The 14,505-nt window shown below is 36.2% G+C and carries 13 protein-coding genes, 1 rRNA gene and 1 pseudogene; 10 read left to right on the forward strand and 5 right to left on the reverse strand.

Annotated features, from left to right (window positions below; genetic code table 11):
• Positions 1–13 precede the first annotated feature (13 nt).
• Positions 14–892 (forward strand): C40 family peptidase, encoded by an 879-nt coding sequence (locus LLA01S_RS03545; protein WP_032951420.1) that lies wholly within the window; start codon positions 14–16, stop codon positions 890–892.
• Positions 893–948: 56 nt separating this feature from the next.
• Here LLA01S_RS03545 and LLA01S_RS03550 read toward each other — a convergent pair.
• Both LLA01S_RS03550 and cysK read right to left on the reverse strand, forming a co-directional pair.
• A pseudogene (locus tag LLA01S_RS03550) lies at positions 949–2,598 on the reverse strand (peptide ABC transporter substrate-binding protein).
• 199 nt (positions 2,599–2,797) lie between these two features.
• Positions 2,798–3,730: a cysteine synthase A gene (cysK, locus tag LLA01S_RS03555; protein ID WP_031286642.1), complete on the reverse strand. Its 933-nt coding sequence runs from the start codon at positions 3,728–3,730 to the stop codon at positions 2,798–2,800.
• 218 nt (positions 3,731–3,948) lie between these two features.
• Between cysK and LLA01S_RS03560 the strand changes: the two genes are divergently transcribed.
• Positions 3,949–5,034, forward strand: a complete 1,086-nt coding sequence (locus LLA01S_RS03560) for a LysM peptidoglycan-binding domain-containing protein (RefSeq protein ID WP_061777858.1) — start codon at positions 3,949–3,951, stop codon at positions 5,032–5,034.
• Between the two features lie 35 nt (positions 5,035–5,069).
• Here the strand turns inward: LLA01S_RS03560 and LLA01S_RS03565 are convergent, their stop codons facing one another.
• From LLA01S_RS03565 to recU, 3 genes are read right to left on the reverse strand one after another with little or no spacing between them, the layout of a single operon-like run.
• On the reverse strand, positions 5,070–5,702 hold the full coding sequence (locus LLA01S_RS03565) for an MBL fold metallo-hydrolase (RefSeq protein WP_061777859.1): 633 nt from the start codon (positions 5,700–5,702) through the stop codon (positions 5,070–5,072).
• Positions 5,703–7,784: a transglycosylase domain-containing protein gene (locus LLA01S_RS03570; protein ID WP_162267152.1), complete on the reverse strand. Its 2,082-nt coding sequence runs from the start codon at positions 7,782–7,784 to the stop codon at positions 5,703–5,705. It abuts the gene before it with no gap.
• Positions 7,771–8,412: a Holliday junction resolvase RecU gene (recU, locus tag LLA01S_RS03575; protein ID WP_061777860.1), complete on the reverse strand. Its 642-nt coding sequence runs from the start codon at positions 8,410–8,412 to the stop codon at positions 7,771–7,773. The genes LLA01S_RS03570 and recU overlap by 14 nt, the downstream gene beginning before the upstream one ends.
• Before the next feature lie 80 nt (positions 8,413–8,492).
• Between recU and LLA01S_RS03580 the strand changes: the two genes are divergently transcribed.
• The 8 genes from LLA01S_RS03580 to LLA01S_RS03615 form a co-directional block, all read left to right on the forward strand.
• Positions 8,493–9,017 carry an SLOG family protein gene (locus tag LLA01S_RS03580; RefSeq protein ID WP_014573088.1) on the forward strand — a complete coding sequence of 175 codons (525 nt, stop codon included), beginning with the start codon at positions 8,493–8,495 and terminating at the stop codon, positions 9,015–9,017.
• Positions 9,018–9,176: 159 nt separating this feature from the next.
• Positions 9,177–9,563: a transcriptional regulator Spx gene (gene spx, locus LLA01S_RS03585; RefSeq protein WP_011675556.1), complete on the forward strand. Its 387-nt coding sequence runs from the start codon at positions 9,177–9,179 to the stop codon at positions 9,561–9,563.
• A 220-nt stretch (positions 9,564–9,783) separates the two neighbouring features.
• The gene (locus tag LLA01S_RS03590) at positions 9,784–10,065 is read left to right on the forward strand and encodes a UPF0223 family protein (RefSeq protein WP_011675557.1); all 282 of its coding nucleotides are present in this window, start codon (positions 9,784–9,786) and stop codon (positions 10,063–10,065) included.
• Positions 10,031–10,810 carry an inositol monophosphatase family protein gene (locus LLA01S_RS03595; RefSeq protein ID WP_015082109.1) on the forward strand — a complete coding sequence of 260 codons (780 nt, stop codon included), beginning with the start codon at positions 10,031–10,033 and terminating at the stop codon, positions 10,808–10,810. Before LLA01S_RS03590 ends, LLA01S_RS03595 begins: the two co-directional genes overlap by 35 nt.
• 94 nt (positions 10,811–10,904) lie before the next feature.
• Entirely contained in the window at positions 10,905–12,185 is a 1,281-nt protein-coding gene (gene murA / locus LLA01S_RS03600; protein WP_061777861.1) for a UDP-N-acetylglucosamine 1-carboxyvinyltransferase, read from the forward strand.
• Positions 12,185–12,376 carry a DNA-directed RNA polymerase subunit beta gene (locus tag LLA01S_RS03605; protein WP_011675560.1) on the forward strand — a complete coding sequence of 64 codons (192 nt, stop codon included), beginning with the start codon at positions 12,185–12,187 and terminating at the stop codon, positions 12,374–12,376. Before murA ends, LLA01S_RS03605 begins: the two co-directional genes overlap by 1 nt.
• 175 nt (positions 12,377–12,551) lie before the next feature.
• Entirely contained in the window at positions 12,552–13,835 is a 1,284-nt protein-coding gene (tig, locus tag LLA01S_RS03610) for a trigger factor (RefSeq protein WP_061777862.1), read from the forward strand.
• Positions 13,836–14,239: 404 nt separating this feature from the next.
• Positions 14,240–14,505, forward strand: a 16S ribosomal RNA gene (locus LLA01S_RS03615); the annotation flags it as partial.

Here is a 14,505-nt window from a genome sequence, read left to right on the forward strand (position 1 = left end):
GTTATAAATAGATATGAATAAAAGAACAAATAATGATAAAAAAAGTGGCTCCAAAAATATTGATAAAAAAGGACAACTAATTATTTTAACTTGCCTAGTCCTCCTATGTTTTCTTGTCGGCTATAAAATATATCATAGTCAAGATGTTCAGGAATCAACGATTAAACTGGTTAATAAATCAAATAAAACCTATGCTTATGCTGGGCAAAAAAAATTGACAGGTCTTCAAACAATTAATGGGAATAATTATTATTTTGATTCATCAACGGGTGTCATGAAGACAGGTTTGCAGACTGTGAATGGGGGAACCGTTTATTTCAGTCCGGCAAACGGTAAAATGGTCTATGGACTACATAAAATTGATGGATATTATTATTATTTCTCAAAGAAAACTGGAAAAGATGATGTGGTCAAAGCTTATGAAGCAGTAGCTAGTCAATTGACTACAAATAATAAGGTCATTGAAAAAACAATTTCTTCAGGAATGAAATTGGTTGGAAAGAGTCCTTATGTTTATGGTGGGGGACGAACTGATGAATCGGTAGCGAAAAATGAATTTGATTGCTCAAGTTTCATTGCTCAGGTGTTTCGTTTGGGTGGTCAGTCTTTGGTTTATCAATTTGCGGCTTCAACTTCATTACTTGCCCAAACAGGGACAGCCGAAGAGTGGTCTGATAAAGCACGTGGTGATTTATTAATTACTGCTGACGATGCAAGTGAGGATGAGCAACATGCGGCTATTTATCTTGGTGGAGGCTTTATTTTGCATGATTCAACAAGCACTGATGGCGTGAGCATTAGTCGATTGAATCAAGTCATTAATAAAAAAGTCTTAGGAAATATGACTTGGGGGCAATTATTTGAGCCCGGCCATGTTCGTCATGAAGTTTAAAATTTACTGACAGAATAAAAAATTTACTGACAAAAATCTGTCAGTAAATTTTTTTATTATTTAGTGATTTCAGCGTGACGTAAATCAAAAATCATGGCTGAGTTATAAGTAGAAATTCCTTTGAGTTTTGGATTCAGTAATAAAGACACAGATTCGGTAGCAAGTGGGTTGACGTTAGCTGATTCATAAAGTGCTCTCTCAGCATCTTTATAATGAGCGTATCGTTTATCTGCTGACAGAACGTCTGGAGTTGTAGTGGCTGCATTATAAGCTTTATCAAAGTCTTTATTGTCGACTAAGCCGTGATTCATTGAACTTCCTGACACAAAGTTCATCAAGAAATCAGAAGGTTCATTATAATCTGCCCCCCAGCTGGTTAATAAAATTTGGAAATTATTATTTTGGGCATCTTTTTGGCGTTGAGCAGATGAGACTAGCTTTTCGTTGATGGTCAAACCTGGTAAGTCTTTTTCAAGATTTCCTTTGAGATAATCCACTGCCGCTTTAGCGAATGAATTATCATTAGCGCCTTCAAGTTCAAGTGTAATTGAGGTTTTTCCTAACTCTTTTAGACCTTCTTTAAAAAGTTCGGCAGCTTTTTTGGCATCGTAGGTATAAGGCTGAGCGGCGTAAGTCGCAAAATCTTGACCATTTGGTGCTTGGTCTAACTTTTTAGGGGTCACAGTATTTGTAATTGAAAAGCTTGGCGCAGCAATCTCAAGCAAGTTTTTACGATTTGTTGCCAAATTTAGAGCCTGACGGATTTTTAAATTAGAAAGTTCAGGAACTTTACCAGATTGATTTTATTCTAAAACATCAATTCTTGGTGAAGTCAAAGCTTTATAATCTTTATTCTTCTTGTTTGCAGAAACTAATTCAGGAGTGGCAAGATTAGCAACATCAAGTTTTCCAGATTTGAAAAGATTAACAGCAGTGTTAGGATTATTTACGATTTGGTAAGTTGCACCAGAAAGCTTAACATTTTTGGCGTCATAGAATTGGTCATTTTTTACAATTGAGAAAGTTTCATTTGAACCAGTCCAATTATTTTTTCCTTTGACAAATTTGAAAGCCCCGTTATAGAGACTGGTGTCTGAACTTGTCCCATATTTATTTCCCATTTTCTTAACGAAAGCTTCATTGACGGGATAATAAGCTGGAAGTGACAGTAATTTATTGAAGTAAGGAGTAGGTGTTGCTAAAGTGATGACTAATTTTGTATCAGATTCAGCTTTAATTCCAAGAGAATCAACTGTTTTTTTACCGGCCATTATTTCGCTGGCATTAGCAACTGGTGTCAAGGCATAAGTATATTGTGAACCAGTTTTGGGGTCAACGGTTCTTTGCCAGCCATAAACAAAATCAGCGGCCGTTAACTTAGCTCCGTTTGACCATTTTAACCCGTCTCGCAAAGTTACATTATAAGTTTTACCATCTTTTGAAAGGTCAATTGATTTTGCCAAATCATTGACAACTTGCGCATCAGGATTCCAACGAACAAGTCCAGCATCAACATTGAGAAGAACATCAATAGAATTAACATCAGCTGCCATGCTGGTGTCAAGGGTTAAAATATTGCTTGCAAAGCTGTAATTTGCCTTTTGAGTCGGCTGTTCAGATTTGCTGCTAGAGTTTCCACAGGCTGTCAGTAACAGAGCAACAGAAAGAGAAACTGCAGAGAAAGCAATAATTTTTGATTTATTCATGAAATTGTTTTTTCCTTATTAAAATTTTCCAAGAGCGAAGCGCTCCCAAAATAACTTTACCCTAAAATATAAAAATATAAAAATATAAAAATAACTTGTTTAGATTTTAGAAAAAAATACTGACAGAAAAATTTAGAAGAAACCAATCAGAATTTTTAGCTGGTGGTTATTCTTAAGTTTCTGTCAGTAACTATTTATTTTATTTTTCAGAATCAAAATCGTAAAGAGCAGTTGACAAGTAACGTTCACCATTATCAGGAGCAATGGCTAGCACTTTTTTACCTTTACCTAATTTTTTTGCTACTTCGAGAGCGGCATAAATGGCTGCACCAGAAGAAATTCCAACCAAAAATCCTTCTTTACCCCCAAGATGACGAGCAATTAAAATAGCATCCTCTCCTTTGACACGAATGATCTCATCATAAGATTTGGTATCAAGATTTCCAGGAATGAAACCAGCAGAAATTCCTTGAATTTTATGAGGTCCAGCAGGTTCGCCCGAGAGAATAGCAGATTCATCAGCTTCTACAACATAAGTTTTAATATTTGGATTGACTTTTTTTAAGGCGTGAGAAACTCCTGTTATTGTTCCTCCAGTCCCTGCTCCTGCGACAAAAGCATCAAGTCCAGTTGGGCCAAAAGCGTCGATAATTTCGGCACCAGTTATTTTTTCATAAACCTCAGGATTTGCTGGATTTTCAAATTGCATGGCTAGAAAATAACCTTCTGTTTCTGAAAGTTCTTTTGCTTTGGCAATTGCAGCTTTCATCCCACCACTTGCTGGGGTTAAAACCAGCTTGGCACCGTAAGCCTGAATCAATTTACGACGTTCAAGTGAGAATGACTCTGGCATGACAATCACGACCTTGTAGCCAAGAGCGGAACCAACAAAGGCCAAGCCAATTCCAGTATTACCAGAAGTGGGTTCAACAATTGTACCGCCAGCCTGTAAGCGGCCATCAGCTTCAGCGGCGCGAATCATAGAAAGAGCAATCCGGTCCTTGACGGAACCGCCAGGGTTAAAAGCTTCAAGTTTAACATAAACATCAGCGCTATCGGCTGGGACATTCTGTAATTTAATGATAGGAGTATGTCCAATCAGTTCGGTAATATTTTCATAGATTTTTGTCATTTTTTTGGCTCCTTTATTTTCATTATAACTCAAATAAAAAATTTTGCCTCCTAATATTATAATCATGTCTCAAAAAAAAATTTATGACAATAAAATTTTAAAAATAATAAAGAAAAGACTTTACAAATCGTCAGAAAATTTTTATACTAGTAAGTAACAATAAAAATATAATTGGCATATTTCAGCCAAAAAACTATTTAATTAAGAGGGGAAACTCGATGAAACAGAAACATAAATTAGCGCTTGGAGCGTCAATTGTTGCTTTGGCAAGTCTAGGTGGAATCAAAGCTCAAGCAGCATCAGTTCAAGAAATCATCAATGCTGCGGTACCAGTAGCTAATGACTATGGGCTTTATCCATCAGTAATGATTGCCCAAGGAATTTTGGAATCTAGTGGTGGTCAAAGTGCTTTAGCAAGTAATTATAATAATATTTTTGGAGTAAAATACACTTCTGGAACACCAGTTTATTTACCAACGCAGGAATACTTAAATGGTGTAATGACAAATGTTGTTGAAACATTTCAATCTTATAGTTCAGTTTATTATGCTTGCGTTGCCCAAGCTCAAATGTTGCGTGGTTCTTCATATTATTCAGGTGCTTGGCGTGAAAATACCAGTTCTTACTTAGATGCAACTGCTTGGCTTGAAGGACGTTATGCGACTGACCCAACTTATGCTTCTAAATTGAACAGTGTGATTTCAGAACTTGGATTGAGTATTTATGACCAAGGGGGAGAGGTTTCTAGTGCGAGCGCTGTTACAACAAGCTCAGCAGCCACACCAAATTCAGTCGGAACTTATAAAGTACAAGAAGGGGACTCGTTGTCAGCAATCGCTGCACAATATGGAACAACAGTAGAGGCACTTGTATCAGCAAATAGTTTGGAGAGTGCTAACGATATTCATGTTGAGGAAGTCTTACAAGTTGCTGGAGCAAGTAGTACGACAACAAACACAAGTAATACTGCTTCAAGCACATCAGCTAATACATATACTATCAAATCAGGGGATAGCCTTTATTCAATTGCTGAGCAATATGGAATGAAAGTTTCATCATTGATGTCAGCTAATGGAATTTATGATGTTAACACAATGCTCCAAGTAGGACAAGTTTTACAAGTTAGTACAAACAGTTCAACAAATGCAAGCACATCAGCATCATCTGGTAGTTACACAATTCAAAATGGTGACAGCATCTATTCTATCGCAACAGCCAATGGAATGACAGCTGACCAACTGGCCGCTCTCAATGGTTTTGGAATTAACGATATGATTCATCCGGGCCAAACCATTAAAATTTAAATAAAAAAGCACTGACAGAACTGTCAGTGCTTTTTTTATTGAAAAAATGGATTATGAAGTTTTTCAGCGCCAATTGTCGTCTCTGGTCCATGACCAGGCAGCACACGAATATGATTATCGAGTCTAAAAAGTTGGTCACGAATTGATTCTAAAAGTTGTGCTTGATTCCCAGTTGGTAAATCCCAACGCCCAATAGCGTTTTTAAAGAGAGCATCTCCACTAAACAGGCAGAAGTCGCCTTCGCTTTCAAAGAGAAGACTTACTCCACCGATAGAATGCCCGGGAGTTTCTAAAACTCGAAATCTAAATCCATCTAAATTATAGTCCTGTCCAATTTTATAAAATTGCTCAGCATCCGGTCCAGTAATTGCCTTTCCCAGAAAAAATAGTGAGGCATTTAATTCAGGATTTTTCATCCATTCTTTTTCTGAGTGATGAAGATAGATTGGAGCGTTTGGGAAATATTTTTTTAAATCATTTAATCCCATGATATGATCAAAATGGGCATGAGTTAGTAAAATTGCACAGACCGCTTTGTCAGTAAGTTTTAGATACTCAAGAAGTGCTGCTGAATCACTTCCTGGGTCAATAATAAGGTATGAAGTAGAATTGCTCAGGACATAAGTATTTTCCTGAGCAATTTTATTAACAATTTTTTCAATTATCATTTAGCCACCATTAGCAGAAGATTGTGTAACGGTTTGACCAGAACTATCTGTTTTAACCAGAGCAGATCCTTGTTGAGCGACGCCCTCAGGCGCTGTCCAAGTTGCAACAGCAGACGGGTCAGGATTGAGTTGAGTCATCATTGATGAAAAGACTTTTGTGGCAATTTGAGTACTTGTACCATATATTGGAGTCATTCGATTTGAATAACCAGTCCAAACGGCCATTGAATACTGAGGAGTATAACCAACGAAGTTTTCATCAGGAGAAATCATTCCAGGGAGTGAGCCGTATTTTTCAGTAATTTGGTCCATTTCACTATCAGTATAATTAGAAGTCCCTGTTTTACCAGCTGCAGGCAAGCCCGGAACAGCAGCGTATGAACCGACAGATTCAGAAAGTGATAATGTTAAAACACTTTGGAGAATATTAGTCATAATATAAGCTGTTGAAGCTTGCATTGCCCGTGAACGAACTGGTTTGTATTCAACTGTTCGCCCGTCGGGGAAAACAACTTTAGAAACATAGTAAGGTTTAGTGTAGATACCACCATTTGAGAAAGCAGCGTAAGCCGCATCCATTCTCTCAGAACTTGCCCCACCATTTTTTGTATCAGTATTACTAGAGATAGCATTGGAGTATTGCAGCGGGTTCAAATTAATACCTAAACCATCCACAAATTTACTAGAATTATCTAAACCAACATTAATTAAAGTTTTAACAGCTGGAATATTTCTGGAAAGGGCCAATGCACTCTTAACAGTCATTGAACCAAAATAGGTATTATCCCAGTTTTTCAAAGGCGTTCCGTTTGGATAAGTCGTTGGGGAGTCAGAAACATAATCATTCGTTGAGGTATAGATATTATTTTCAAAAGCGGGGCCATAGTCAACAATTGGTTTCATCGTTGAACCCCAATCTCGGTCTGTTTGAACCGCCTGATTGAAACCAAAAGTGACATCGGTTGGTTGATTACGTCCACCGATTTGTGCGATTACAGCGCCAGTTTTAACATCAGTGACCGTTGAAGCTACTTGCAGTGTATCATCTGGGTAGGTAATATAATTACCGCTATTAACAATATTATATAGATTTTGTTGTGCTGTAGTATCAAGGATTGTATAAATTTTAACCCCTTCGTTTAAAATATCATTACCAGCTAAGGTCTTGGCTTGTGCTATAGCTTGTTTGAGGAAGTTATCAGCATAACTAGGAATCGTAACGCTTTGTTGCAAAGGTTGAAGCCCATCATCAATTGGAGTAGCTAGCGCCGTTTTCTCTTCTTCAGCCGTAATTTTATTATAACGACGCATTGAGCGAATAACCATGTCACGACGCCATTTGGCAGAAGTTGCATTAGTGTAAGGGTTATAAGTATTAGGAGCTTGAGGCATTCCGGCAAGAAGAGCCAGTTGAGCAATTGAAAGTTCTGTTAAATCTTTTCCGTAATAGGCTTGCGCAGCAGTTCCCATCCCGTAATACCCATTTGCCATATTTACCTTATTGACATAAGCAGTAAAAATTTGCTCTTTGGTCCATTTTTGGTCCAATTTTAGAGCCATCCAAGCTTCTTGAACTTTGACGCTCAAAGTCTGGTCCGATTCATCTGTTGAGAAAAAAGAAAGTTTAATCAACTGCATATCAAGGGTAGAACCCCCGTTTAAAGAACCACCTTTTAAGTTGTTGACGAAGGCACCGGCAATTCGTATCGGGTCAATTCCACGTGTGTTGAAAAAACGATGGTCTTCAATAGAAGTAACAGCATTAACCAGCATAACCGGAATATTGTCTGTTTTAACTAAATTTCTTTGCTCTGCCCCTAAAGTTGCAACAAGGTGTTCTTTTGAGTCGTAAACTTTAGGAGAAGGAGTAGATTCAAGCTTATCTAAATTGAGAGCGGGTGCATCCTTGGCGTAATAAACAAAAACAGCGCCACCGGCAGCTAGCCCCAAGATAATTAATGAAAAGAAGACAATCAAAAATAATTTAACAGCTGTCCACCATTTTGATTTAGCAGAACCGCTTTTTGCCCATTTATTTTGTTTATTTTTCTTAGATTTAGTAGAAATTTTACTGTACCTCACAAAGTTTATTCACAATTTCTAGATATGGAATCCTAGGAATGTGGTTCGTTTCAATTTTATAGCCATTTTCGCGAATATAAGCGAGTGGGATTGACTTTAAACCGTTTTTTTCGTAATAAAACGTAATTAAATAGGAAGACGGGAGAAGATATGTCTCTTCTAGAGCCGCAAAATGTAACAATACAAAAGCAATCCCTCGCTGAGCGAGAACATTACTCATGTGAACAATTTGATGTTCATGGAAATTTTTTAAAGGAAAAACCGTTTTTTGGTGTGTTTCTTTTGCTTCAAAATCAACATAATGACCTTTATAGACTCCAGAATAGTCAGTCGTAGAGGCTTGTCTAAAATAAGCTTCTGTAATTTTTGCACGACTTCGTTGTGGATAGTCTACTTTAACAATCTGTATCGGTGTTGGTTTTTTATGAATAACGGCAAGACCGCGTGAGAGATAGTAATCATTTGTTGCATTGATTTCTGCTTCAAAATTCATCCCTCGCTTTCCGAAAGCAACAAGACTTTTAGATTTTGGAGCACTCTTTTTAGCTACTGACAGCTCTGTCAGTGTTTTTTGTTTTTTAGGAACAGCGCTATAAGACTGCGACCTTCCATTAGGATAATTAACCATTCTGTCTTCTACCTTTATAAAATTCTCAGTTAGTTATATAATGTCTATTATAACATAAATTTTACAAGGGGAAAATATTTATGAATTCACTGCTCATCATGGGTTATACAAGTTTTGATCTAGGGATTTTCAATGAAAAAGACATTAAAGTATCAATTATAAAAAAAACAATCAGAAGAAAATTAATAAATTTCTTAGAAGAAGGACTGCGCTGGGTCATTTTTACAGGAAATTTGGGATTTGAATATTGGGCCTTAGAAGTCGCTAAAGAGCTGCAAACAGACTATGAATTTCAAATCGGAACAATCTTTCCTTTTGAGACTCACGGTCAAAATTGGAATGAGAATAACCAAATAAAATTAGCAAGCTTCAAACAAGTTGATTTCGTTAAGTATGCTTTTGAAGCATACGAAAATCCGGGTCAATTTCGTCAGTATAATGAATTTTTACTTGAAAATACAGAAGGATCATTTGTTTTCTACGATGAAGAAAATGAGACAAAATTAAAATATATGGTCGAAAAAATGAAACAAAGTTCAAATTACGAAGTCTATTTACTTAATTTTGAAGATTTACAAGAGACTTTTGAAGAGATGAATGACTAATTTTGTAATTTTTATAAGAAAATAATTTATAAAAACCATGACGTTACTTTTTTTGCTATATTAATTTTGGTATAATACTTACCAGATGTAAATTAGTTTTTGCCCAATAGGGAGAAAAATAAACTTACTGATAATTTTAAAAGGATGGGAAATAGGACTGTGATTGATTTATATTTATCGCCATCATGTACCAGCTGCCGTAAAGCGCGCGCTTGGTTGCAAAGCCACAAAGTTCCCTTTGTAGAGCACAATATTTTGACACAACCGATGACAACAAACGATTTGCGTCAAATTTTGACTAAGACAGAAAATGGAACAGAAGACATTATTTCAACACGGTCAAAAGTTTTTCAAAAGTTGGCTGTGGATGTTGACAATTTAACCATAAATGAGTTGTTAGATTTGGTGACTGAATTTCCAAATCTATTAAGACGTCCAATTATCACGGATTCAAAACACCTTCAGATTGGTTTTAACGAAGATGAGATTCGTGCATTTTTACCACGAGAATATCGTCGCGCAGAAATGTTAACTACAATAGATTAAAAAGTCGGCAAAGTTTACTGATGAAGAACTCAAAAAAGCCAAAATTAACCAGTGTCCAAGTTTATGAAATTAACGAAGTTAGTCAACTTACTAATTTGTTAAAGGAATAAACGGTATAAGGAAGATGGAAGAAAGCCTTTTTATGACAACTCCGTCAGTAAATTTTTCTGCATGCTTATAAGAAATAAATAAAAGAGACCGAGGCCTAGCCAGGAGGATCATGAAAGAAAATTATAATTACCCTCTTGATTTAAGTTGGAGTACTACTGAAATGACAGAAGTGCTCTCTTTTTTCAATCAAGTTGAGAAATTTTATGAAAGTAAAGTCGAAAAAGAGCTTTTTCTTGAGTCTTACGCTGCTTTCAAAAAAGTTGTTCCTTCAAAAATGCAGGAAAAACAATTGGGAAGAGATTTTGAGCAGAGCAGTGGTTACTCACTTTATCGAGCGCTCAAGGAGGTAGAAGCTAGTGGGAAACGATTTGTCAGTGCTGACAAGGCTTGAATTAGCTAAAGATTGGGTAAGAGATGCTGGAAATTTCTTAAAAGAAAATATCAGCTCTCCTCTCGAAATTACCGAAAAGACACGTTATGATGACTTAGTGACCAATTTTGACAAAGAAGTTCAAGAACAATTAGTAAGCAATATTTTGCACCATTTTCCAGAGGATAAGATTTTAGCCGAAGAAGATGATGAAAAAATAAAGTTTGATCCAGAAATTCCTCATTTATGGATTCTAGATCCGATTGACGGAACGACAAACTTCATTGTTCAAAAAGATAATTTTGCCATTATGCTTGCTTATTATGAATTTGGTGTTGGAAAATTTGGCTTAATTCTTGATGTGATGAAAGATAAACTATATTGGTGTGATAGTCATAAAGCATTTTGCAATCAAAAGGAACTTGAAAGCAAAAAGATGTCTCTTGATAAGAGTTTACTTGGAGTGAACAGTTATATGTATCGTACTAATAGTGGCGGCTTATTAGATTTAAGCCATCAAACTTTAGGGGTTCGTATTATTGGAAGCGCAGGAATCAGTTACGGTCAACTTTTAGAAGGTAAAATTCTGGGATATTTTAGTAATCTTCAACCATGGGACTATGCTGCTGGAAGTATTATCGCTGAAAAAATTGGTTTTGTCACATTGACAACATCAGGGGAAAAACCAAGGTTTAACTGTAGAGAACAAGTGTTTACAGCTCCAGCATATTTGGTTTCAGAAATACAAAAATACATTAAAAGTTAAAACAAATGAAATGTTTCAGCAAAATAGAATGTTCTTTTATGATATAATTTAAAAATATAAATTAAAAATAGAGGAAAAATAGGAATTTAAATAAATGGATAAAATAATTGTAAAAGGTGGGCAAACAAAACTTCAAGGAGAAGTCGAAATTGAAGGAGCAAAAAATGCTGTTCTTCCACTTCTTGCTGCTACTTTACTTGCGAGTGAAGGCGAAGTTGTATTAACTAATGTCCCTATTTTAAGTGATGTTTTTATGATGAATAATTTAGTAGATCATCTAGGGACGAGCATTAGTTTTGATCAAGAAGCAAAGAAAATCATTGCTAAAGCCAATTCTGAAATAAAAACAACTGCCCCTTATGAGTATGTCAGCAAAATGCGAGCATCTATTGTTGTCATGGGACCGATTTTAGCTATAAATGGCCAAGCGCGGGTTTCTATGCCAGGAGGATGTTCAATTGGTTCACGTCCAATCGATTTACATTTGCGTGGATTTGAGCAAATGGGAGCAACAATTACTCAAAATGCTGGTTATATTGAAGCTAAGGCTGATAAATTAAAAGGAGCTCACATATATCTTGATTTCCCTTCAGTAGGAGCCACGCAAAATCTAATTCTTGCGGCTACCTTAGCCGAAGGAGTAACAACACTCGAAAATGCGGCCCGCGAACCAGAAATCGTTGACTTAGCCAATCTTTTGAACAAAATGGGTGCAAATGTTAAGGGCGCTGGGACTGATACAATCATAATCAAAGGTGTTGAAAAAATGCATGGTGCAAAACACTCTGTTGTTCAAGATCGAATTGAAGCCGGAACTTTCATGGTTGCAGCAGCAATGACCCAAGGTGATGTACTAATTAAAGATGCAATTGCTGAGCATAATCGTCCATTAATATCAAAACTCAGTGAAATGGGAGTTAATTTCACTCAAGAAGAAACAGGACTTAGAGTCGTAGGGCCTGAAAAACTCAAAGCTACTAGTGTTAAAACATTGCCACACCCAGGTTTTCCAACTGATATGCAATCTCAAATGGCTGCCGCTCAAGCGATCGCGGCTGGAGAATCTGTAATGGTCGAAACAGTATTTGAAAATCGGTTCAAACATTTAGAAGAAATGCGTCGTATGGGATTGGAAGTAGATATTACTAGAAATACAGCCTTAATCCAAGGAAATTCAAATTTGCAAGGAGCCGCAGTAAAATCAACAGATTTAAGAGCGAGTGCAGCTTTGATTCTTTTAGGATTAGTGGCTAAAGGCCAAACAACTGTAAGAAGATTAAGCCACTTAGACCGCGGTTATTATAAATTCCATGAAAAATTAAAAGCACTTGGTGCTGATATTGTCCGAGTAAAAGATGAAGACGGAGAAGAATAATGTTCAAGAAGACCATAAAATTTTTAGGACTAAGATTATCAATTATCATTTTTGTTATCATTTTGTTAGTCCTTGCCATTGTTTTAGGGCTAATGGTTGGTTATGGTTTTCTAGGTGGAGGAAATCCTTCCAATATATTTAATCATGATTTATGGAATGAAGTTATGACTAAGCTAAGCCCTGGAAAATAAAAAGAAGCTCAATTTGAAAAAATTGGGCTTTTTTAATTAAAAAATAGTAATAATGAAAATAGAAATTCATATTTTATGTGCTGAAAAAGCAAGTAATGGTTGAAATATAGGGTATTTTATGCTATTCTTGAAAGGTATGAATTTCTGAGCTTAGGCTCAAAATAAGGAGAAAAAAATGACTGTAAGTTTTGAAAAAATTAGTGATACTAAGGGTACACTCTCATTTTCAATTGATCAAGAAACAATTAAAACTGGGCTTGACAAAGCCTTTAATAAAGTAAAAGCTAACATTAGCGTTCCTGGTTTCCGAAAAGGTAAAATCAGCCGTCAAATGTTCAATAAAATGTACGGTGAAGAAGCTCTTTTTGAAGAAGCTTTGAATGCTGTTCTTCCAACTGCTTACGATGCTGCAGTAAAAGAAGCTGCTATCGAACCAGTTGCTCAACCAAAAATTGACGTAGCAAAAATGGAAAAAGGTTCTGATTGGGAATTGACAGCAGAAGTTGTTGTTAAACCAACAATCACACTTGGTGACTACAAAGACCTTACAGTTGAAGTAGACGCAACTAAAGAAGTTACTGACGAAGAAGTGGAAACACGTTTAACAAACGCTCAAAACAACTTGGCAGAACTTGTAGTAAAAGAAACTGCTGCTGAAAATGGCGACACAGTTGTTATTGACTTTGTTGGTTCAGTTGACGGTGTTGAATTTGAAGGTGGAAAAGGTTCAAACCACAGTCTTGAACTTGGTTCAGGTCAATTCATTCCAGGATTTGAAGAACAACTTGTTGGTACAAAATCTGGTGAAACTGTAGAAGTTAAAGTAACCTTCCCAGAAAATTATCAAGCTGAAGACCTTGCAGGAAAAGAAGCACTTTTTGTAACAACTGTCAATGAAGTAAAAGCAAAAGAATTGCCAGAACTTGATGATGAACTTGCAAAAGACATCGACGAAGAAGTTGAAACTTTAGAAGAACTTAAAGCTAAATTCCGTAAAGAACTTGAAGAATCAAAATCAGAAGCTTACGATGATGCAGTAGAAACTGCCGCAATCGAAGCCGCTGTTGCTAACGCTGAAATTAAAGAAATTCCAGAAGAAATGATTCATGAAGAAGTTCATCGTGCGATGAATGAATTCCTTGGAGGAATGCAACAACAAGGAATCTCTCCAGAAATGTACTTCCAAATTACAGGTACTTCTGAGGATGATCTCCATAAACAATATGAAGCAGATGCTGACAAACGCGTTCGTACTAACTTAGTAATCGAAGCAATTGCAGCTGCTGAAAGCTTTACAACTTCAGATGAAGAAGTAAAAGCTGAAATTGAAGATCTTGCTGGTCAATATAACATGCCTGTTGAACAAGTTGAAAAACTTCTTCCAGTTGACATGCTTAAACACGACATTGCTATGAAAAAAGCAGTAGAAGTTATTGCAACAACAGCTAAAGTAAAATAATTTTTATAATTAATGAGAATAAAGTACTGCCATTTGTAGTACTTTATTTTTTTGCCATTTTAAAAGGTTCAAATAAGATATTTTTCATAAAATTATCAGATGTTTTTTAAAAAATGAAATAAAAGAAGGAAAAAATAGAAAATACACTAACCAAAGAAGCGCGTAATATCAGGGTTTAAGAGACAATAAGAAAAAAAGATTGAAAAAGTTACATTAAATTCTTGACAGGGAGAAATAGATTTGATAGAATATAATAGTTGTCGCGAGAGACGAGCGTTGAAGCGCGACAAGCTAGACCATTGAAAACTGAATAAAGAAGAATGACTCATGTGATGTAGCAATACATCAAAAATCTGTCAATCAATAATGAAAGACAAGCCAGTCACTTCGGTGACTTAAATACTTTATTTGAGAGTTTGATCCTGGCTCAGGACGAACGCTGGCGGCGTGCCTAATACATGCAAGTTGAGCGATGAAGATTGGTGCTTGCACCAATTTGAAGAGCAGCGAACGGGTGAGTAACGCGTGGGGAATCTGCCTTTGAGCGGGGGACAACATTTGGAAACGAATGCTAATACCGCATAACAACTTTAAACATAAGTTTTAAGTTTGAAAGATGCAATTGCATCACTCAAAGATGATCCCGCGTTGTATTAGCTAGTTGGTGAGA

The sequence above is a fragment of the Lactococcus cremoris subsp. cremoris NBRC 100676 genome (genome assembly GCF_001591705.1).
GTDB lineage: Bacteria > Bacillota > Bacilli > Lactobacillales > Streptococcaceae > Lactococcus > Lactococcus cremoris.

Coding starts and splice junctions, on each gene's coding strand:
- LLA01S_RS03565 (WP_061777859.1), bottom strand. CDS start 5,702: ATGATAATTGAAAAAATTGTTAATAAAATTGCTCAGGAAAATACTTAT.
- murA (WP_061777861.1), top strand. CDS start 10,905: ATGGATAAAATAATTGTAAAAGGTGGGCAAACAAAACTTCAAGGAGAA.
- recU (WP_061777860.1), bottom strand. CDS start 8,412: ATGGTTAATTATCCTAATGGAAGGTCGCAGTCTTATAGCGCTGTTCCT.
- cysK (WP_031286642.1), bottom strand. CDS start 3,730: ATGACAAAAATCTATGAAAATATTACCGAACTGATTGGACATACTCCT.
- LLA01S_RS03560 (WP_061777858.1), top strand. CDS start 3,949: ATGAAACAGAAACATAAATTAGCGCTTGGAGCGTCAATTGTTGCTTTG.
- LLA01S_RS03545 (WP_032951420.1), top strand. CDS start 14: ATGAATAAAAGAACAAATAATGATAAAAAAAGTGGCTCCAAAAATATT.
- LLA01S_RS03605 (WP_011675560.1), top strand. CDS start 12,185: ATGTTCAAGAAGACCATAAAATTTTTAGGACTAAGATTATCAATTATC.
- LLA01S_RS03590 (WP_011675557.1), top strand. CDS start 9,784: ATGAAAGAAAATTATAATTACCCTCTTGATTTAAGTTGGAGTACTACT.
- tig (WP_061777862.1), top strand. CDS start 12,552: ATGACTGTAAGTTTTGAAAAAATTAGTGATACTAAGGGTACACTCTCA.
- LLA01S_RS03580 (WP_014573088.1), top strand. CDS start 8,493: ATGAATTCACTGCTCATCATGGGTTATACAAGTTTTGATCTAGGGATT.